Raw genomic sequence first — 20,172 nt, 5'->3', positions numbered from 1 at the left:
CGATCATTTCTCTCGATACTGATGATCGGCAATTCTGACTGACCTGCCAGCGGGGGCTGCTGATACAATGCCGGCCCTGTTTCGTACTCATTGCTAGGAGTATCCGGTGTCCGTCGTGTTTGTCGCCGCCTCCCAACTGCCCACCCCCTTCGGTGTGTTCACCATGCACGGCTTCCTCGATGAAGCGACCGGCAAGGAGCACGTTGCTCTGACCTTCGGCGAAGTGGCCGACGGCGCACCGGTGCTGGGGCGGCTGCATTCCGAATGCCTGACCGGTGACGCCCTGTTCAGCCTGCGCTGCGACTGCGGGGCTCAGCTGCAGGCGGCATTGCAGGCCATCGCCAATGAAGGCCGTGGCGTGCTGCTCTATCTGCGTCAGGAAGGCCGTGGCATCGGCCTGCTGAACAAGATTCGCGCCTATGAGCTGCAGGACGGTGGCGCCGATACCGTTGAGGCCAACGAGCGCCTGGGCTTCGGTGCCGACCAGCGCGACTACGCGATCTGCCTGCCGATGCTCGAACACCTGGGCATCCAGAGCCTCAAGCTGATGACCAACAACCCGCGCAAGGTGAAAGCCCTGGGCGACATGGGCATCGCCGTGGATCACCGTGTGCCGCTGCAGATCGCGCACAACCCCTACAACAAGCGTTATCTCGCCACCAAGGCCGGCAAGCTCGGCCACATGCTGGGCAACCAGCACCAGGGCGAGACTGAGGAAAGCCTGTGACCCGAGGCCAGGTGAAGCGCCGCCTGGCGCTGGCCTGGTGGCGTCAGCTGGGCGTCGCACTGGCGCCGCTTGTCGTGTTCAACCTGCTGTTCGGCGGCGGGAGCACCACGGTGCTGACCATGCCGCTGTTCGTCGCTGGCCTGGCTTCGATGTTCGTCAGCCTGCCGCTGTTCGCCGCCTACAAGCGCGCCCTGGTGGCCACCGAGAAGGCCCTCGACAGCGATGACGAAGCGGCTGCCTGGCTGGAGCTGGATCGTGTGCGCCTGCGGGCGCTGCTCGCTGCCGCGTTGCCCGCCTGGATCGCGGCGCTGGCGGTACTCGCCGGGCTCGAGGCGATTCCCCTGATGCTGCTGGCGCTGTCGTCCATCGTGCTGCACTGCCTCTATCGCATTCCCCGCCAACTGGGCTGATGCGCACGCTGCTGCTGACCCTGTGCGTGCTGGCGCTACCACTGCCGGCTGCCGAGCGGGTGATCAGTCTGGCGCCTTCGCTCAGCGAAATCATGCTCGACCTGGGCGCTGGCGACCGGCTGGTCGGTGTGCTCGAAGGGGAGCAGCAGCCCGCCGGCGTGGCCCATCTGCCGACGGTTGGCCGTTATGGTCAGCTCGAATTCGAACGCCTGCTGCAGCTCGCCCCCGACCTGATCCTGATTGCCCCGGGCAGCGTGCCGCCGGCACAGCAGGCGCAGTTGCAGCGTTTCGACATCCCGCTGCTGGTGATCGAACCGGCCCGCCTCGACCTGCTGGGTGATGCCTTCGTGCAGATTGGCCAGCGAGTGGGCCGGGCGGAGCAGGGCGAACGGCTGGCCGCAGAGTTTCGCGAGCGGCTGGCGGCGCTGCGTCAGCGCTATCGGCGCGAACGACCGCTGGCGGTGTTCTATCAGATCTGGCATCAGCCGCTGTACACCATCGGTGGCGAACAGTTGATCGGCGATGCGCTGCAGGTGTGCGGCGCACGGAACCTCTTCGCCGAGCTGCCGCAGCCGGCGCCACAGGTCAGCGTGGAGGCCGTGCTGGCGCGCGATCCGGACATCATCCTGGGCGGCAGCAATGCCGAGCTGAGCGCCTGGCAGGCCTGGCCGCAACTGCATGCTGTGCGCCAGGGCCAGGTATGGACGGTGCCGGACAAGGGCCTGGAACGGCCCAGTCTGCAGATGCTCGGGGCGATCGAGCAGCTGTGCGAGCGGATGGCCGGGGCGCGTTAGTGCCACGGGATGTAAAGTGCTTCTGCAGGCAGACTTGGCTGCGCTCGATGTGGCGCTAACCCACCACCGCTGCCATGCGTTCCATCGCTGCTGGGTTACGCGGCGCTCCCGTTCATCGGCGCTTGCCAGATTGGCGTTCGGCGCCGCTAACCCACCCTACGCGGGCTGTGCATCGACATCAGATCTGCGGCGTCCAAGTTACGGCGAACAGTGCGGTGCGTCCGGCACTGTTGTAGCCGAAGCGCCCGTTGGGCGTGCTGTACGTGGCTTCTGCGTAGTCCCGGTCCAGCAGGTTATCCAGCTTCAGGCTCAGCCCCAGTTCCTGGGTGGCCTGCCAGGCTGCGCGCAGGCTGAGCAGGCCGTAGCCGCTCATCCTGATCTGGTTCTCGGCATCGTCGTAACGACCACTGAGCGCACGCCAGCCAGCGCCAATCGACACGTCACCGAAGCGGCGGTCGATATCCAGCGTCAGCGTGCGTTTGGCGCGACGCTGCAGGGTATGACCGCTGTCGCGATCGCGCGGGTCGATCAGGGACAGGGCCAGGTTGCCTTGCCAGCCGAACAGTTCCTGCTGCACTGAGGCCTCGAAGCCATTGATCCGGGCAGTCTGAACGTTCTGCGGAATGAAGTTCTCGTCCAGAACGATGGCATCTTCGATCTCGGTTCGGTACACGGAGGCCTGCAGCGAGCCTGTGTCGCTGTACCGGCTGCGCCATTGCAGTTCGTAGCTCCTGGAGCGTTCCGGGGTTAGCTCGGGGTTAGCGCTGGGGAAACACATGCTGCCGAAGCAGAAGTCCGGGTAATACAGGTCATTGAAGGTTGGCGCGCGGAAGCCTTCGCTATACGACAGAATCAGGTCGTTGGCGTTGCCCAGCGGCAGAGTCAGTGCCGCATTCCAGGTGTTTTCGTGGCCGAACTGCTGGTTGTCGTCATGGCGCAAGCCGATCTCGGTGGAAAAGTTTTCCCCGCTGTAACGATGCTGGATGAAGGCTGCGCGGTTCCAGCGCGAATCCTCGACGAAGTCCGTGGTGCCCTGGGCTCGATCCTCGTACCAGTCCAAGCCCAGCAGCAACTGATGGTTTTCGGTGAGTGTCAGCGTGTTCAGCCAGTTAGCGGCGTCACGGTATGTGTTGAACTGGCTGACTGAGCCACCCGGCTGATCATTGCCGCTATCGCGTTTGTCTTCGCTGTGGCCCAGCTCCAGGCGACTGCTCCAGCCATCGCTGAGCTGTGCGTCGATGAAGCCGGAAACACTGCTGAGCAGGTAGTCGGTAGTCGGTAGCGAGCCGCTGAAGACATCGTCGTACTCCACCTGGCCACGCTGGTCGAGCAGGTTGAAGCCGATCTGCAGGCTGTCATCGAAGCGGTGCGACAGACTCAGGCTCAGTGAGCGGTTGCGGTAGGCATCGTCGTCGCCATTGGCGCCGAAACCGTCGCGGGTCGCATCGATACCGGCTGTCTCGTCCAGTGCAGCGCCCAGGTGAAAGCGGGTGTGCTGATCGCCCCCGGAAAGACCAAGGCTGCGCTGGTAGGTACTGTCGCTACCGGCTGCCAGGCGCACGTAAGGGGCGAGCCCCTGATCATCGCCCTTGCGGGTGAAAATCTGTATCACACCACCGATTGCGTCGGAGCCGTAGAGTGCCGAACGGGCGCCACGTACGACCTCGATACGCTCGATCTGCTCGGGGGCGAGAAATTCCAGGCTGCTGGTACCACTGGATGCCGCGGCGATGCGTTGGCCATCGACCAGCACCAGCGTTTGTGCCGTGCTGGTGCCGCGCAGAAACACACCCGTCTGGCTGCCAGTACCGCCAGTGCGGACGACGCTAAGACCGGGAACGCGCTGCAGCAGCTCTGCAACGCTGCTGACCTGCAAACGCTCGATATCCGCTCGCTCGAACACGGTGGTGGCCGCCGTGGCCTGGGCTTGTGGTTCGGGCATGCGGCCCGAGGTGATGACCAGGGGCTCGGCCACGTAGGGTTCGCTGGCCAGTGACAGGCCAGGCAGGACGGCAATGGCCAGGGCCAGGCGAGACGCTCTCATGATGATTTCCTCAAGGTCGGCAGACTTTCGAGGAGGACAGCAGCCAGCGCGTGGGCGGCGCTTGACCGTGCTGCCCTCCGCAACACCAGTCGATCCGCCTTGGCCGGTCTCCGGGCTCTCGACCCCTATCCGCCTTCCCGGGGGCTCCCAGTGGCGGTTGGATAGGGGCAAGCGTGATGCTTGCAGTCGATTACCGTTGCGGGGGCAGCGTCGGGATTGCTCATGGAGAGCGCACCGACTTCCCGTTCAGCAGACCGTTGAAAACTACCTGCGTTGGCGTTTTTTCAACGGCTTGCTGACGCCGCTTGCGCAGCGCACCCTGGCGGAACATGAAGTGCGCGCACCTTAGTGCGCGCGCAGCGGCATGACAAGCAAGCCCGGCTCATTCGGCGATGAGCGGGGCTCATGCTCAGAGCAGGTTCAGGCGTTCGCGCACCGCGCGTTCGATGCCGGCATCGTCCAGGCCGCACTCGGCGAGCATCTGGCTGGGCTTGGCATGCTCGACGTAGTAGTCCGGCAGGCCGAGGTGCAGCATCGACACCTGGCGGTTCTCGGCGGCGAAGAATTCACTGACCGCGCTGCCGGCACCGCCCATCACGGCGTTTTCCTCGAGGGTCACCAGCAGCTCATGGCTGTCGGCCAGCTCACGCAGCAGGGCCTCGTCCAGCGGTTTGACGAAGCGCATGTCGACCACGCTGGCGTCCAGCGTTTCGCCAACCCGCAGGGCTTCGGCCAGTTGCACGCCGAAGGCCAGCAGAGCGACGCGCTTGCCCTGGCGGCGGACCACGGCCTTGCCGATTTCCAGCGGTTCGAGGCCCGCATCGAGCGGGGCGTTGGGGCCGGTGCCACGCGGGTAGCGCACGGCTGCCGGGCCGTCGAACAGGTGGCCGGTGGTGAGCATGCGGCGCATCTCGTTCTCGTCGCTCGGCGTCATCACCAGCATGCCGGGGATGCAGCGCAGGTACGACAGGTCGAAGCTGCCGGCATGGGTCGGGCCGTCTTCGCCGACCAGGCCGGCGCGGTCGATGGCGAACAGCACGTCGAGGTGCTGCACGGCCACGTCATGGATCAGCTGGTCATAGGCGCGCTGGAGGAAGGTGGAGTAGATCGCCACCACCGGCTTGGCGCCCTCGCAGGCCATGCCGGCCGCCAGGGTCACGGCATGCTGTTCGGCGATGGCGACATCGAAGTAGCGCTCGGGGAAACGCTCGCTGAAGGCCACCAGGTCGGAGCCTTCCTTCATCGCCGGGGTGATGCCGACCAGGCGCTCATCGGCCTCGGCCATGTCGCACAGCCACTGGCCGAACACGTTGGAGTACTTCGGGCCGCTCGGCCGCTTCGGGCTGGAGAGCGCTGCGGCCGGCGGCGTCACCGGCTCCAGCTTGGTGATGGCGTGATAGCCGATCGGGTCGGCCTCGGCCGGCGCGAAGCCCTTGCCCTTCTTGGTCACCACGTGGAGGAACTGCGGGCCGTCCAGGTCGCGCATGTTGCGCAGGGTGGCCAGCAGGGTCGGCAGGTCGTGGCCGTCGATGGGGCCGACGTAGTTCCAGCCCAGCTCCTCGAACAGGGTGCCGGGCACCAGCATGCCCTTGGCGTGCTCCTCGACCTTGCGCGCGATTTCCCAGGCACCGGGCAGGCGCGAGAGCATCTTCTTGCTGCCTTCGCGCATGCTGGCGTAGGTGCGGCTGGAGATGATCTTGGCCAGGTAGTTGGACAGGCCGCCGACGTTCTTGGAGATCGACATGTCGTTGTCGTTGAGGATCACCAGCATGTTGGCGCCGACGTCGGTGGCATGGTTGAGCGCTTCGAAGGCCATGCCGGCGGTCAGCGCGCCATCGCCGATCACCGCCACGCTCTTGCGCTTCTCGCCCTTCAGGCGGGCGGCGATGGCCATGCCGAGGGCGGCACTGATGCTGGTGCTGGAGTGGCCGACGCCGAAGGTGTCGTACTCGCTCTCGCTGCGACGCGGGAAGGCGGCCAGGCCGTCACGCTGGCGCAGCGTGCCCATGCGCTCACGGCGACCGGTGAGGATCTTGTGCGGATAGGCCTGATGGCCGACGTCCCACACCAGGCGGTCGTCGGGCGTATCGAAGACGTAGTGCAGGGCGATGGTCAGTTCGATCACGCCGAGGCCGGCACCGAAGTGACCGCCACTCTGGCCGACGCTGTAGAGCAGGTACTGGCGCAGCTCGTCGGCGAGGGTTTCCAGGTCCGCTTCGGCCAGGCGACGCAGTTCGTCCGGCGTATTGGCGCTGTCCAGCAAGGGCGTCAGCGGGCGCTCGCGGGGGATCTCGTGGAAAGTGGTCGGCATCAGGCGAATCGTTATAGGTGTAAAAGATGCGGCAGTTTACCTGATGCCAGGAAAACAGCCCAATCCGCTGACCAGATCGCCGTCAGCGGTAGTGCCGCGCGAGAAACGCCAGCAGCAGTTCGCTTACCCGCTCGCCGCACTCGGCCTGCAGCCAGTGGCCGGCGCCCGGCAGGTCGTGGCGCTCCAGGTGCGGCACCTTGTCGCCCATGCGCTTGAGCGTCGGAGCCTCGAAACGGCCGACCGGGTCGTGCTCGCCGAGCAGGAACAGCGTTGGCTGCGTCACCTGAAGTGCGGCCAGATGCTCGGTGCGTTGCCAGTTGCGCTCGAAGTTGCGGTACCAGTTCAGCGCGCCACGAAACCCGTGGCGTTCGAAGGTGCGCAGGTAGTGGGCGAACGTCGCCTCGCTGCACCAGGGCGGCAGCGGGATGTCGGCCGGCATGCCGTCGAACAGCCGCGCATCGGCCGGTTTTTCCGTTGCCAGCAGGGCATCGCCCAGGCCGCCGAGCAGCAGGCGCAGGCTGCGGCCGATGTCCGCGTCCAGTTCGGCCTCGGCCAGCCCCGGCTGCTGGAAGTAGAGGATGTAGTGGAAGCGTCCGGCGTAGGCCTCGCGCATCATCTCGATGGCCGGGCGTTTCGGCCGGCCACCGAAGGGCACCGACAGTGCGCCCAGGGCCCTGACCCGTTGCGGCTCGAGCAGGGCCAGATGCCAGGCCACCGGCGCGCCCCAGTCATGGCCGACCACCGCGACCTCGCACTGGCCGAGCAGGTCCATGGCCGCCTGGATGTCGCCGCACAGGCTGAGCAGGTCGTAGGCTGCGGTATCGCTCGGCGCGCTGCTGGCGCCATAGCCGCGCATCTCCGGGGCGAACACGCGATAGCCGGCACTGGCCAGCGCCTCGATCTGCGGGTGCCAGGCGTACCAGCATTCGGGAAAGCCGTGCAGCAGCCACACCGGCCGGCCGTGCTCGGGACCGGCGCTGTACAGGCTGAGTTCGATGCCGTTCACGGCGAGCAGACGATGTTCGATGTGCATGGGTGTTTACCAGGTGTCGATGAAGGGACGCTTCTTGCCCTCACGCCGGGGTGGGCGCGGCGCCGCATTGAGGCCACGCAGCAGCCAGGCGCGGCTGTCGGCCGGATCGATCACGGCATCGATCTCCAGGTAGCTGGCCATGTTCAGGGCCTTGCCGTTGTCGTAGGCCTTGGCCACCAGCTTGTCGAACAGGGCCTGGCGTGCGGCCTCGTCCGGCTGGGCGGCCAGCTCCTTGGCGAAACCCAGGCGCACGGCTCCCTCCAGGCCCATGGCACCGAACTCGGCACTGGGCCAGGCGGCGGTGAACAGCGGCGAGTGGAAGCTGCCCGCTGCCATGGCCTGGGCACCAAGGCCGTAGCCCTTGCGCAGCACCAGGGTGAAGAAGGGCACCGTGAGGCTGGCGGCGGTGACGAACAGGCGCGAGACATGGCGCACCGTGGCCTGCTTCTCCGCTTCCGGGCCGACCATGAAACCGGGGGTGTCGCACAGCGATACTACGGGCAGGTCATGCGCCTCGCACAGCTGCAGGAAGCGCGCGGCCTTGTCACCGGCCACGGCATCGATGGCGCCGCCCAGGTGCGCGGGGTTGTTGGCGATCAGGCCGAAGGGCTTGCCTTCGATGCGGATCAGCGCGGTGATCAGCCCGGGGGCGAACTGGCGGCGCAGTTCCAGCACGCTGTGCTGGTCGGCGAGCCGTTCGATGACCTGGCGCATGTCGTACACGCGCAGGCGGTTTTCCGGGATCACGTGGCGCAGTTCGCGGCTATCGCTGGCGTGCCAGTCGCTCAGTGCTCCCTGGAAGTAGCCCAGGTACTGCCTGGCCACGGCGACCGCCTCGGCTTCGTCTTCCACCAGCACGTCGATCACCCCGTTGGGACCCTGCACGCTGCTCGGGCCGACCTGCTCGGGTTTGAAACTGCCCAGGCCGCCGCCTTCGATCATCGCCGGGCCGGCCATGCCGATGCTGGCATTGCGCGTCGCGATGATCACGTCGCAGCAACCGAGCAACGCGGCGTTGCCGGCGAAGCAGCGCCCCGACACGACCCCTACCGTCGGCACCAGGCCGGAGAGCTTGGCCATGGCGACGAAGGTGTGGCAGTCCAGCCCGGCCACGCCGACGAAATCGGTATCGCCTGGCCGGCCGCCACCGCCTTCGGCGAACAGCACCACGGGCAGGCGCCATTGTTCGGCCAGCGCCAGCATGCGGTCGGTCTTCTTGTGATTCATCACCCCCTGGGTGCCGGCGAACACGGTGTAGTCGTAGGCGATGGCCATGCAGCGCGCCGCCTCGCTGCCGAAGCGTTCTGCGCCCACGGTGCCGATGCCGGCAACCAGGCCGTCGGCCGGGCTCAGTTCCAGCAGTTCTTCGGGCGAGCGTCGGCGGCGCTGGGCGGCGAGGGCCATGGCGCCGTATTCGATGAAGCTGTCGGCGTCGAGCAGGTCCGCCAGGTTCTCGCGCACGGTGCGCTGGCCGGTCCTGCGGCGCTTGGCCACGGCCTCGGGGCGGCGGGCGTCGGTCAGGCGGGCATGGCGTTCGAGCACTTCGGCCAGGTCGGCGCGGACATGAGCCAGGTCGATGGCCTGCTCGCCGTGCAGCGCGCCGCCATCGACCTCGGCCGGTTCGACGAACAGCAACGCCTGGCCCTCGCTCACCGCGCTGCCCTCTGTCACGGCCAGTGCGCGGACGATGCCGCTGCGCTCGGCCTTGACCTCGAACTCCATCTTCATCGCCTCCAGCACGGCGATGTTCTGGCCCACCGCGATGGCATCGCCGGCGCGCACCGAGAGGCTGACCAGCACGCCAGCACTGGATGCATGCAGCGCCAGGGTGCCGGGCGGGGCATCGACCTCCGGTTGCGTATCGCTGGCGGCCTGGGCGCCGGTGAAGTAGCGATGCGGATGGGCCTGCTCGCGGGCTGCCAGCAGCGTGTCCAGATGACGTTCGACATAGGTGGTGTCGACCTGGTTGGCGCGTACCTCGCCGCGTTGCAGCAGGTTCTGCAGCAGGTGCAGGTTGCTCGCCACGCCTTCCAGGCGGAATTCGCAGAGCCCGCGATAGGTGCGGCGCAGGGCGCCTGGGTAGTCGCTGGCGCTGGCGATCAGCTTGGCCACCAGCGAATCGTAGGCCGGGCTCACGGCATAGCCGGCATAGCCGCAGCCGTCGATGCGCAGGCCGGGACCGGACGGCGGCTGGTAGGCGCTGAGCACGCCGGCAGCCGGGCGTGCGCTGCCATCGGCATGCAGCGACTCCAGATTCAGGCGCACCTGCACGGCATAGCCGTTTGTTGCTGGCGGCCTGAGCAGGCCCAGTTCGGCCAGGCTTGCGCCAGCGGCCAGGTGCAGTTGGCTGTGCAGCAGGTCGATGCCGGTGACCTGCTCGGTGACGGTGTGCTCCACCTGCACGCGCGGGTTGGCTTCCATGAAGTAGAAGTGCCCCGGCTGGTCGAGGTCGAGGAGGAACTCGAAGGTGCCGATGCCCTGGTAGCGCACTTCGGCAGCCAGGCGCAGGGCACTGGCGATGATGGCGTCGCGGATGCTGGCGTCCAGGTCCGGGCTGGGAGCGATTTCCACCAGTTTCTGGTGGCGCCGCTGCAGGCTGCAGTCGCGCTCCCACAGGTGGCTGACCGCACCGCTGCCATCCCCGAGCACCTGCACCTCGATATGCCGGGCGCGGCACACGCGTTTTTCCACGTACAGCGCGCCGCTGCCGAAGGCGCCCAGGGCTTCCGACGCGCAGCGGGCGAAGGCGTCGGCCAGCTGCGTCGGATCATCCACCGCGCGCATGCCGCGCCCGCCGCCACCGGCCAGGGCCTTGAGCATCACGCTGCCGTGCTCGCGCAAGAAGGCCTCGGCCTGCTCCAGGGTGACGGCGTGGTTGAGGCCGGGCACCAGCGCCACGTCGCAGCGCTGGGCGAGCGCGCGGGCCGCCGCCTTGTCGCCGAACAGCTGCAGGGTCTCCGCCGTCGGGCCGATGAAGGTCAGGCCTGCCGCCTGGCAGCGGCGGGCGAACTCGGCATTCTCGGCGAGAAAACCATAGCCGGGGTGGATCGCCGTGCAGCCGTGCGCCACGGCGCTGGTGATCAGCTGGTCCATGTCCAGGTAAGCGGCCACCCCGCGTCCCTCGAGTGCCACGGCGAGGTCGGCCTTGCGCGTATGCAGCCCGGCCGCGTCGTCCTCGGCGAACACCGCCACCGAGCGGATGCCGAGATCGGCACAGGCCTGGGCAATGCGGATGGCGATCTCGCCACGGTTGGCGATGAGCAGGGCGGGGAAGGGCATGGCGGCTCCAGACGTCTTGTCGTTATGGAGCCATCTTAGGAGGCTGGGCGCAGGGGTAAAGCAAGCCTCATGCGGCGATCATGCGGTCATAGATGAGAATGATGGTGCGATCGCGGCGGCAGCCGCCTTCACGAGAGCGGCCTAGCTGCGCCGCTCGACGATGTAGCGCGCCAGCTCGCGCAGCGGTTCGGCGCTGTTGCCGAAGGCGCGCAGCACGTGCAGCGCCTGGTCGCGCAGCTCCAGGGCATAGACCTTGGCGGCGTCGAGGCCGAGCAGGGCCGGGTAGGTGGGCTTGTCGTGGGCCTCGTCCTTGCCCTGGGTCTTGCCCAGGGTGGCGGTGTCGCTCTCCACGTCGAGGATGTCGTCCTGCACCTGGAAGGCCAGGCCAATGGCGCGGGCATATTGCAGCAGGGCCTTGAGGCTGAGGTCGTCGGCCTTGCCGCTGGCCAGGGCACCCAGCAGCACGCTGGCTTCGATCAGGGCGCCGGTCTTGTGCCGGTGCATGGTCTCCAGCGCCTCGCGGTCGAGCTTCTGCCCGACCGAACCGAGGTCGATGGCCTGGCCGCCGACCATACCGGCCGGCCCGGCGGCACCGCCCAGGGCACTGAGCATCTGCAGGCGCACCTCGGGGTCCTGCGGGTTGCGACGGCGGTCGGCGAGGACCTCGAAGGCCAGGCTCTGCAGGCCGTCGCCCGCGAGGATGGCGGTGGCTTCGTCGAAGGCCTTGTGGGTGGTCGGCTGGCCGCGACGCAGGTCGTCATCGTCCATGGCCGGCAGGTCGTCGTGGACCAGTGAATAGGCGTGGATCAGCTCCACCGCACAGGCGGCACCATCGGCTCGTTCGATATCACCTTGCAGGGCTTCGCAGGCGGCGTAGACCAGCAGCGGGCGCACGCGCTTGCCGCCGTTCATGACGCTGTAGCGCATGGCCTGGTAGAGGCGTTCGAGTTCGTCGCGCGGGGCCTGGAACAGTTCATCCAGCGCCGCGTCGACGCGGCTCTGGCAGCGCTTCTGGTAGCTCGGGATCATGCCTGTTCGTCCGTGTCGAACGGCGCGGCCTGCAATTCACCATCGCGTTCGAGGAGGATCTGCACCTTCTGCTCGGCCTGGGCCAGCGAAGCCTGGCATTCGCGGGTCAGGCCAATGCCTTGCTCGAACGCGGTCAGCGAATCCTCCAGCGACAGCTCGCCGCTCTCCAGGCGCTCGACCAGCGTCTGCAGTTCGGCAAGGGAGTGTTCGAAGTCGGGAGCGGCTTTCTTGCGGGCCATGGCGCGGGTTCTCGCTGATTCTGGAACGGGCGCGACACTAGCAGAGCCGCGCCTCTCGGGCAAATCAGCGGGGCTGATCGATAGGCGCTTGTAGGAGCGGCTGGGCGGCATTTTGTTTTGTCCGCGATGCTGTCCAGGCACCCACCGGCCATCGCGGCTGAAGCCGCTCCTACAAAGGAGTCGCTTCATTACGCGGAGAAGTAGGTGCTCCAGAAGTAATAGAGGGTCATGCCGCTGCCCACCAGGATCACGAAGCTGCGCAGCAGCGCGGGCGGCAGTTTCTCGCCCAGTGCGCCGCCTGCGTAGCCACCCAGGGTGGCGCCGGTGAGCAGGATGACCAGCTCGTACCAGCTGACGCGGCCGGCGATGACGAAGGTCAGGGTGGCGACGCTGTAGATCACGGCCGAAATCAGATTCTTCAGTGCATTGGCACGGGCCAGCGGATGCCCCTCGATGGAGAAGGCCGCCAGTTGCAGGATGCCCATGCCGGCGCCGAAGTAGCCGCCATAGATCGACACGCCGATATGCGCCCCCAGCGACAGCGGCGTGTGGGGCGGATGCTCGGCCTCCTTGCGCCGCGCCGCCAGTGCGCGCCCCAGCCAGGGGCTGGCGGCGAACAGTGCGGTGGCGGCCAGCAGCAGCCAGGGGATCAGCACGCGGAATACATCGTCGCCGCCGGCCAGCAGCAACAGGCCGCCGAGCAGGCCCCCGGCCAGGCCTGCGCCCAGCAACGGCAGCAGGTAGCGGCCCAGCGGGCGCAGCGAGGCACGCGCGGCCCAGGCGCCGGCCAGGCTGGCGGGCCACAGCGCCACCGCGTTGGTCGCGTTGGCGGTCACCGGCGGCAGCCCGGCGGCGAGCAGTGCGGGGAAGGAGAAGAACGTACCACCGCCCGCCAGGGCGTTCATGCCGCCGGCGGCGAAACCGGCGAGGGCCAACAGCAGCAGATCGAACAGGGACATCGGGCAGGCTCGCACAAAAAGAGTGCAGCATAGGGCTGACCGTACGGTCAGCCAAGTACGACCAAGGTCCGCTCGCAAAGTGGCGCCGGGGCGGACAGGTGCTCGACGGTGCTGGCCGGGGACCTTCATCAGGCCTATAGTTAGTTGCCTTGCTAATCATTTGCGGCGCGCCGCGCGTCGAGTATCCAATGACCTCCCTTCCGCTATCCGGCGCCAATCACCCCTTCAAGGGGATCGCGCTCATGGTCGTGGCGACGTTCATGTTCGCCAGCCACGACGCCATGTCCAAGTACCTCTCGGGGTTCTACCCGATCATTCTGATCGTCTGGGCGCGCTATCTGGTGCATACGCTGCTGATGGCGGGCATCTTCCTGCCGCAGTCGGGGCTGCGCGTGCTGCGCACCAAGCGCCCCGGCCTGCAGGTGCTCCGGGCGCTGTGCCTGCTGGGCGTCAGCCTGCTGTTCACCTCGGGGCTGATGTTCATCCCCCTGGCGGAAGCGACGTCGGTGATCTTCCTGGCGCCGTTGCTGGTCACCGCGCTGTCGGTGCCGCTGCTCGGTGAGCGCGTCAGCCTGGGCCAGTGGCTGGCGGTCAGCGTCGGCTTCGTCGGCGTGCTGGTCATCGTCCATCCGGGGGGCAACCTGTTCACTCCCGCCGTCCTGCTGCCGTTCAGCGCTGCCTTTTGTTTCAGCCTCTATCAGCTGCTGACACGGCGCCTGAGCGAGGTGGACAGCGCCACCACCAGCAACTTTCTCGCCGGGCTGGTCAACACCCTGGTGATGAGTGCGCTGGTGCCGTTCTTCTGGCACGTCCCTAGTCTTACCCATGGGCTGATGATGCTGGCGCTGGGCGGTTTCGGCATGGCGGCGCACCTGCTGCTGACCCATGCCTTCCGGCATGCGGCGCCTGCATTGCTGGCCCCTTTCGGCTACGCGCAGATCATCTTTGCCGGCCTGCTGGGCATGCTGGTGTTCGGTCACACGCCCGACAGCACGACCCTGATCGGCATTCTGATCATCTGCCTGAGCGGCCTGGCGGCAGCCTGGCAGACCCGCCGCCGCTGAGGCCTCAGCGCTCAGTCGTGTCGCTCGCCTGCGCCACCTGGTTGCGACCGCTGTGCTTGGCCAGGTACAGGCCTTCGTCCGCCTTGATCACCAGGCTCAGCGGGGCGCGCTCCGCCGAGGGGCGAATGGTGGCGACGCCGATGCTGATGCTGATCGACGAGCCGGCCTTGGGCAGGTCGTGGGGGATGCCCAGGGCCTCGACGGCACGGCGGATCTTCTCCGCCTGCAGACGTGCGCCACCCATGGCGGTGCCCGGCATGATCACGGCGAATTCCTCACCACCGTAGCGCGCGGCCAGGTCGCTGGCGCGGGTGCAACTGCTGCGCAGGGTCTCGCCGACCTGGCGCAGCACTTCGTCGCCGGCCACGTGGCCGTGCTGGTCGTTGTAGGCCTTGAAGTAGTCGACGTCGATCATCAGCAGCGACAGCTCGCTCTGGTCGCGTTGCGCGCGGCTCCACTCGATCTCCAGGTACTCGTCGAAGTAGCGGCGGTTGGCCAGGGCGGTGAGGCCATCGGACTTGATCAGGCGTTGCAGCACCAGGTTGGTGTCGAGCAGCTGCTGCTGGCTCTCGCGCAGGGCGCGGTAGGCTTCGTCGCGTTGCAGCAGGGTCAGGTAGGAGCGCGAGTGATAGCGAATGCGCGCCAGCAGCTCGATGACGTCCGGCAACTTGACCAGGTAATCGTTGGCGCCAGCGGCGAAGGCGGCGCTCTTGACCTTGGGGTCTTCCTTGGTCGACAGGACGATGATCGGCACGTCGCGCAGGCCCGGAGCGGTACGGTACTGGGAGAGCAGTTCGAGGCCGTCGACGCCAGGCATGATCAGGTCCTGCAGGATCACCGTCGGCCTGATTTGCTGAGCCACGCTCAGGGCCTGCTGCGGGTCGGAGCAGAAGTGGAAGTCGATATCGCTCTCTTCGCTCAACGCACGCCGCACGGCCTCGCCGATCATGGCCTGGTCATCGACCAGCAGCACCATCATCGAATAGTCGGGCAGGCCATGATGGTGAATCGGATTGTCTTGAGGCCCTTGCATAAATGCGTCTCCGCCGGTGTGTTCGTTAAGGGGGCGGCGACTCTGGCCGCCAATTGGCATTCTCAGCCCAGGCACTCGACCAGGCGTGCCGCGATCCGTTTCAGGGGCAGCACTTCCGTTGCTGCGTCGAGTGCCACGGCGGCCTTGGGCATGCCATAGACGGCGCTGCTGGCCTGGTCCTGGGCGATGGTGTGAAAGCCGCGTTCGCGCATCTGCTTCAGACCTCGGGCGCCGTCACGGCCCATGCCGGTCAGCAGCACGCCGATGGCCTCGCCGCGCCAGTGACTGGCCACGCTCTCGAAGAATACATCGATAGAGGGCCGATAGACCTGATCGACCGGCTCCGGTCGATAGACCAGGTGCCCTTCCGGGGCCAGGTACAGGTGATTGTTGGTGCCGGCCAGCAGCACCGCGCCCGGTTGCAGGACCTCGCCCTCCTGGGCCAGGCGTACCGGCATGTGCGCCTCGCTGGCGAGCCACTGGGCCATGCCAGCGGCGAACACCTCGTCTACGTGCTGGACCAGCACGATGCTGGCGGGAAAGTCGGCGGGAATCTGTTGCAGCAGCTCCACCAGCGACGCCGGCCCACCCGCCGAGGCGCCGATGGCGACCAGGCGCTTGCCACGGTTGTCGCTCTTGCGCACGACGCTCGGCTTGACCGTGCGCGAGGCCTTGTGCCCGATCATCCAGGCGATGTTGTGGATCTTGCGCCGGACGCTGGCGGCGTCGAGCACCAGTTGCGGGCCGAGTGACGGGGCGGCGACCACATCGAGTGCGCCGACGCCCATGGCGTCGAACACCCGCGCCATGTTGCGCTCGACATCGGAGGTGACGATGAGAATGGCGCAGGGCGTGTCCTGCATGATTCGCCGGGTCGCTTCCACGCCGTCCATGCCCGGCATCAGCATGTCCATCAGCAGCAGGTCCGGCAGGTCGTCGTGGCAGCGGCGCACGGCTTCTTCGCCGTCACTGGCGACCCAGATCAGCTCGTACTCCGGCTCCGCAGCCAGGGCGCGGCGCAGGGCCTCGACGGCCAGCGGCATATCGTTGGCGATGGCAATCCTCATTCGCGGGCTCCGCCGATCAGGGTCTGCACGGCGTCCAGCAGGGCTTCGTCGTGGAAGCTCGCCTTGGCCAGGTAGTAATCGGCGCCGGCCTCCAGGCCGCGGCGGCGATCCTCTTCGCGGTCCTTGTAGGACACCACCATCACCGGCAGGGTGCGCAGGCGAGGGTCCTGACGGACCTGGGTGACCAGCTCGATGCCGTCCATGCGTGGCATGTCGATATCGGTGATCAGCAGGTCGAAGTGCTCGGCGCGCAACGCGTTCCAGCCGTCCATGCCGTCGACCGCCACCGAGACCTGGTAGCCGCGACTGAGCAGCAGCTTGCGCTCCAGCTCGCGCACGGTCAGCGAATCGTCCACCACCAGCACGCGCTTGCTCACCGTCTGGCGGGCGTTGCTGGCATGGTCGACGCGGTCCAGATGGCCGGTGCCGAGCAGCTTGCCCACGGAGTTGAGCAGGTCATCGACATCGAGGATCAGCACCGGCGTGCCATCGTGCAGCAGTGCGCCGGCGGCCACGTCACGCACCTTGCCCAGGCGCGCGTCCAGCGGCATCAGCACCAGGGTGAATTCACCGAGGAAGGCTTCCACCGCCAGGCCGTGGTACTGCTCGCGATCGCGAATCAGGACGATGGGAATGCTGTCGTCATCGTCCTGTTTCTCCTGGCGTTGCAGCAGCTGCGCCGCCGAGATCAGGCCGACGTGCTCGTCCTCCAGCCAGAAGTGCTGGCGGCCCTCGAGCTGGACGATGGCGCTGCGCGGCAGACGCAGCATGCGCTCGATCTGGGCCAGCGGGAAGGCGTAGGCCTCGCCGCCGATGGTCACCACCAGGGCGCGCACCACCGACAGCGTCAGTGGCAGCTCGAGGTGGAACAGGCAGCCCTGGTCCGGCTGCTGCAGCAGGCGCACGTTGCCACGCATGCGGCGAATCTCGTGCTGCACCACGTCGAGGCCGACACCGCGACCGGACACTTCGGTGACCTGCTGGCTCATGCTGAACCCGGGCAGGAAGAGGAAGGCCAGCAGCTCTTCCTCGGTCATCTGCTCGACCTGCTCGGCGGAGGCGAAGCGCCGCTTGACCACGGCCTCGGCGACGCGCTGCAGGTCGATGCCGGCGCCGTCATCGCTGACCTCCAGCACCAGCATGCCGGCATGGTGACGTGCGCGCAGCTGCACCACGCCCTCTGCCGGCTTGCCTTTGCGCGAGCGCAAGGCGGGCGGCTCGATGCCATGGTCGACGGCGTTGCGCAGCAGGTGGGTCAGTGGCGCCTCCAGGCGTTCCAGCACGTCGCGGTCGACCTGGGTGTTCTCGCCCTCGATCTCCAGGCGGATCTGTTTGCCCAGCGTGCGGCCCAGGTCACGCAGCATGCGCGTCTGTCCGGTCAGCACGTCGGAGAAGGGGCGCATGCGCGACGCCAGCGCCAGGTCGTACAGTTGCTGGGTACGCTGGCCACCGTGCCAGACGAAGTCGTCGAACAGTTCCTGGTGGCCCTGCAACTGCTGCTGGCACTCGATCAGCAGGTTGCGGCTCTCGTTGAACAGCGCCTGGGCGGTGGCGTCCAGGTCACTGCCCAGCAGGTGCTCGCGCAGGGTTTCCAGGGTGCGCCGGGCCGACTCCTGCTGGCGCTTGAGGCGGTGCAGCGACTCGCTCAGCGGCTTGGTGCGCTGGAACTCCACCAGCGACTTGCCGGAGAGGTCGATGAGGTGGTCGAAGCGCTCGGCCGAGACCCGCAGCACGCGGCTGGTGCGCTCCTCCGGGACGGCGGGTTCGAGCGTGGCGCTGGCCGGTGCGCTGGCGGACTCGGCGGCGTCGCTCGTCTCGGCAGGCGTTTCCTGCGCCTCGGGGCTGGTAGCCGGCAGGCGCAACGTCGGCACGGCGTTGCCAAGCAGCACCTGCAAGCGGCTGGTGACGGTCTCGATGCGCGCCTCCAGGTCGGCATCCTGCTGCGCCTGGCCGATGCGCAGGAGCAGGTCGGACCCCTGCAGCAGGGCGTCGATATGCTCCGGCAGCAACCGCAGCAGGCCTTCCTGGGCGGCGACCAGCAGGTCCTCCATCGCATGCGCGACCTGCACGCCATGGTCCAGGCCGACGATGCGCGCGGCGCCCTTGAGCGAGTGCGCGGCCCGCATGCAGGCTTCCAGCTGGCCGGCGTTGCTCGGGTCGCGTTCGAGAATCAGCAGGCCGGTATCGAGTACCTGCTTCTGCGCCTCGGCCTCCAGCCGGAACAGGTCGAGCAGCGATGCATCCCTCATCTGGTCCGGTGTCACGCGAGGCTCCCGATCATGTTCTGCAGCAACTGCTCGTCGTTCAGCAGGGTGATGCTCTGTCCCCGCCATTGCAGGACACCGGCAGTGAAGCGGCTGATGGTTCGCTTGTCATCCTGCTTGGCATTGCTGATGCGTGCCAGCGGGATTTTCTGGATGCCGCTGACTTCGTCGACCGGCACGACCAGCGGCCCGCTGCCGCTTTCCAGGATCAGCATGCGCGGGATGACGCGCTGGCCGTCCTGTCGGCTGTCGTCCGTTTCGAGATCGAGCAGCTCGCTCAGCGACAGGCAGGCGACCAGCGTGCCGCGCACGTTGGTCACGCCCAGCAGGCCGGCGCTCTTGCGGTGCGGCAGGCTGTGGATCGGCGACACCGGCATCACCTCGGCCAGGCAGCGGGTGGCGATGGCCAGCCATTGTTCGCCGAGGCGGAAGATCAGCAGTGAGCGTTGCTCGCCAGTGGGTTCCTGCGCCTCGCCCTGGCCGTAGTCGTCATCGTCGCGCTCCAGGCTGCTGCCGTAGCGGTCGAGCAGGGCGATGGCGGCGGCCCCGTAGACCTCGCAGTTGCGGCAGTGGATGTGGCGCTCCAAGCGCTCGCAGCGCTTGTCGCCAAACACGCCGATACGGTTCCAGCAGTCGTCGACGGCGGGTTGGCTCTGGAGCAGGTCGTGGTCAGTCACGTTCGCCTACCTCGGGGTTCTGGGCGCGTCGGTACAGGCGCTGTGCGCCGGCCAGATCGCCCTGGGATTCCAGGTGCGCGGCCAGGTGCGTCAGGGCTTCGCGGTGCTGCGGTTCGAGATAGATCGCCTTGCGGTAGTAGGCGCATGCCTGGTCGCTGCGGCTTGCCGAGTCGCTCAGCAGGCCCAGCCAGTAATAGGCGGTGGCGCTGGGGCCGCTCTGTTGCAGGTGCTGCTCGCTGCGCTGGCGCGCCTCGTCGGTGCGCCCGGCATTGGCCAGGCTGGCGACTTCGGCCCAGATGTCCACCGCCGCGACCTGGGGCACGGCTGCGACCACGGCCTTGGGCGTGGCGCGGGGCCTGGCCGGCGGCTGCGGGCGGATCTGCGGCGCCGGGAGCGGGCGCGCGCGGCTGACGGCGCCCCGGCCGGGCACGCTCCTGGCGGGTTTGGCCGGGGCCAAGCGGAAGGCGAAGGTCTGTTGCCGTCCCAGCGCCTGCAGGCCGTTCTGGCTGGCCAGGCTGGCTTCGGCAGGGCCGATGAACAGCATGCCGTCGCCCTGCAGCTGGCGCTTGAGCAGCTCCAGCACGCGTACCTGGGTGGGACGGTCGAAATAGATCAGCAGGTTGCGGCAGAAAATGAAGTCATAGGCCGGCTCGCCCGCGAACAGGTTGCTGTCGAGCAGGTTGCCGGTACGCAGCCTGATGCAGTTGCGCACCCGCTCATCGAGGAGGAAACCGCCACCCGGCTGCTCGCGGAAGTAGCGTTGGCGAAAGTCCAGGGCGTCGCCGCGGAATGAATTGCGCCCGTAGAGGCCGGCGCGGGCCTGCTCCAGCACCTTGTCACTGACGTCCAGGGCGTCGATCTGGAATTGCTGGGGCATGAGGCCGCTGTCGAGCAGCGTCATGGCGATCGAGCAGGGTTCCTCGCCACTGGAGCAGGGCAGGCTGATCAGGCGCAGCGGACGTGCGCCGTGCAGTTGCGCATGGCGCTCCAGGGCCAGGCTGGCGAGTGCGTTGAACGACTCCGGATAGCGGAAGAACCAGGTCTCCGGCACCACCACCGCCTCGACCAGGGCCTGCTGCTCGCGCGGCGAGCCGCCGAGTGTGGTCCAGTAGCCTTCCAGGTCGTCCTGGCCGAGCTGATTCATGCGCTGGCGCACGGCACGTTCGATCACGCTGCGCCCCACCGATTCGGCGTCCAGGCCGATGCGGCTCTTCAGCAGGCGTTCGATATGCTCGATCATGG

16 protein-coding genes and 1 riboswitch are annotated in these 20,172 nt (G+C 67.5%); of the genes, 4 read left to right on the top strand and 12 right to left on the bottom strand.

What is annotated here, in order from left to right:
* The first annotated feature begins 106 nt into the window (after nt 1-106).
* From ribA to FIV02_RS20845, 3 genes are read left to right on the top strand one after another with little or no spacing between them, the layout of a single operon-like run.
* Nucleotides 107-727 (top strand): GTP cyclohydrolase II, encoded by a 621-nt coding sequence (ribA, locus tag FIV02_RS20855; RefSeq protein WP_037055814.1) that lies wholly within the window; start codon nt 107-109, stop codon nt 725-727.
* A complete protein-coding gene (locus FIV02_RS20850; protein WP_152489688.1) occupies nt 724-1,137 on the top strand; it encodes an MFS transporter in 414 nt (137 codons plus the stop codon). The genes ribA and FIV02_RS20850 overlap by 4 nt, the downstream gene beginning before the upstream one ends.
* Nucleotides 1,137-1,931: a cobalamin-binding protein gene (locus FIV02_RS20845; protein ID WP_152489687.1), complete on the top strand. Its 795-nt coding sequence runs from the start codon at nt 1,137-1,139 to the stop codon at nt 1,929-1,931. The genes FIV02_RS20850 and FIV02_RS20845 overlap by 1 nt, the downstream gene beginning before the upstream one ends.
* A 178-nt stretch (nt 1,932-2,109) precedes the next feature.
* Here FIV02_RS20845 and FIV02_RS20840 read toward each other — a convergent pair whose 3' ends face one another.
* From FIV02_RS20840 to FIV02_RS20810, 7 genes are all read right to left on the bottom strand, one after another.
* Complete coding sequence (locus tag FIV02_RS20840) at nt 2,110-3,975, bottom strand: TonB-dependent receptor domain-containing protein (RefSeq protein ID WP_152489686.1); 1,866 nt, start codon at nt 3,973-3,975, stop codon at nt 2,110-2,112.
* Between the two features lie 83 nt (nt 3,976-4,058).
* Nucleotides 4,059-4,262: riboswitch (cobalamin riboswitch) on the bottom strand.
* Nucleotides 4,263-4,384: 122 nt separating this feature from the next.
* Nucleotides 4,385-6,286 carry a 1-deoxy-D-xylulose-5-phosphate synthase gene (dxs, locus tag FIV02_RS20835; RefSeq protein ID WP_037055825.1) on the bottom strand — a complete coding sequence of 634 codons (1,902 nt, stop codon included), beginning with the start codon at nt 6,284-6,286 and terminating at the stop codon, nt 4,385-4,387.
* 82 nt (nt 6,287-6,368) lie between these two features.
* Nucleotides 6,369-7,319, bottom strand: coding sequence for an alpha/beta fold hydrolase (locus FIV02_RS20830; RefSeq protein ID WP_152489685.1), 951 nt, complete (start codon nt 7,317-7,319; stop codon nt 6,369-6,371).
* Nucleotides 7,320-7,325: 6 nt separating this feature from the next.
* Nucleotides 7,326-10,598 (bottom strand): carboxyl transferase domain-containing protein, encoded by a 3,273-nt coding sequence (locus FIV02_RS20825; protein ID WP_152489684.1) that lies wholly within the window; start codon nt 10,596-10,598, stop codon nt 7,326-7,328.
* A gap of 141 nt (nt 10,599-10,739) precedes the next feature.
* A complete protein-coding gene (locus FIV02_RS20820; protein ID WP_152489683.1) occupies nt 10,740-11,627 on the bottom strand; it encodes a polyprenyl synthetase family protein in 888 nt (295 codons plus the stop codon).
* Complete coding sequence (locus tag FIV02_RS20815; protein ID WP_037055831.1) at nt 11,624-11,866, bottom strand: exodeoxyribonuclease VII small subunit; 243 nt, start codon at nt 11,864-11,866, stop codon at nt 11,624-11,626. The genes FIV02_RS20820 and FIV02_RS20815 overlap by 4 nt, the downstream gene beginning before the upstream one ends.
* A gap of 188 nt (nt 11,867-12,054) precedes the next feature.
* A complete protein-coding gene (locus FIV02_RS20810; RefSeq protein ID WP_037055832.1) occupies nt 12,055-12,825 on the bottom strand; it encodes a sulfite exporter TauE/SafE family protein in 771 nt (256 codons plus the stop codon).
* Between the two features lie 188 nt (nt 12,826-13,013).
* Here FIV02_RS20810 and FIV02_RS20805 point away from each other — a divergent pair, with 188 nt between their 5' ends.
* Nucleotides 13,014-13,889, top strand: coding sequence for a DMT family transporter (locus FIV02_RS20805; protein ID WP_037055833.1), 876 nt, complete (start codon nt 13,014-13,016; stop codon nt 13,887-13,889).
* 4 nt (nt 13,890-13,893) lie between these two features.
* On the opposite strand, the gene FIV02_RS20800 is transcribed toward FIV02_RS20805, so the two are convergent.
* The 5 genes from FIV02_RS20800 to FIV02_RS20780 all read right to left on the bottom strand — a co-directional run bounded on the left by FIV02_RS20800 (nt 13,894) and on the right by FIV02_RS20780 (nt 20,170).
* Nucleotides 13,894-14,922: a PleD family two-component system response regulator gene (locus tag FIV02_RS20800; RefSeq protein ID WP_152489682.1), complete on the bottom strand. Its 1,029-nt coding sequence runs from the start codon at nt 14,920-14,922 to the stop codon at nt 13,894-13,896.
* Between the two features lie 62 nt (nt 14,923-14,984).
* Nucleotides 14,985-15,989 (bottom strand): chemotaxis response regulator protein-glutamate methylesterase, encoded by a 1,005-nt coding sequence (locus FIV02_RS20795; RefSeq protein ID WP_152489681.1) that lies wholly within the window; start codon nt 15,987-15,989, stop codon nt 14,985-14,987.
* Nucleotides 15,986-18,253 carry a hybrid sensor histidine kinase/response regulator gene (locus FIV02_RS20790; protein ID WP_152489680.1) on the bottom strand — a complete coding sequence of 756 codons (2,268 nt, stop codon included), beginning with the start codon at nt 18,251-18,253 and terminating at the stop codon, nt 15,986-15,988. The genes FIV02_RS20795 and FIV02_RS20790 overlap by 4 nt, the downstream gene beginning before the upstream one ends.
* The gene (locus FIV02_RS20785) at nt 18,250-18,930 is read right to left on the bottom strand and encodes a chemotaxis protein CheW (protein ID WP_152489679.1); all 681 of its coding nucleotides are present in this window, start codon (nt 18,928-18,930) and stop codon (nt 18,250-18,252) included. Before FIV02_RS20785 ends, FIV02_RS20790 begins: the two co-directional genes overlap by 4 nt.
* Nucleotides 18,923-20,170, bottom strand: a complete 1,248-nt coding sequence (locus tag FIV02_RS20780; protein ID WP_152489678.1) for a protein-glutamate O-methyltransferase CheR — start codon at nt 20,168-20,170, stop codon at nt 18,923-18,925. The genes FIV02_RS20785 and FIV02_RS20780 overlap by 8 nt, the downstream gene beginning before the upstream one ends.
* Between the last annotated feature and the right edge of the window lie 2 nt (nt 20,171-20,172).

It is taken from the genome of Pseudomonas sp. THAF187a, assembly GCF_009363395.1.
GTDB lineage: Bacteria > Pseudomonadota > Gammaproteobacteria > Pseudomonadales > Pseudomonadaceae > Aquipseudomonas > Aquipseudomonas khazarica.
This window is presented reverse-complemented; position numbering and strand designations above follow the sequence as displayed.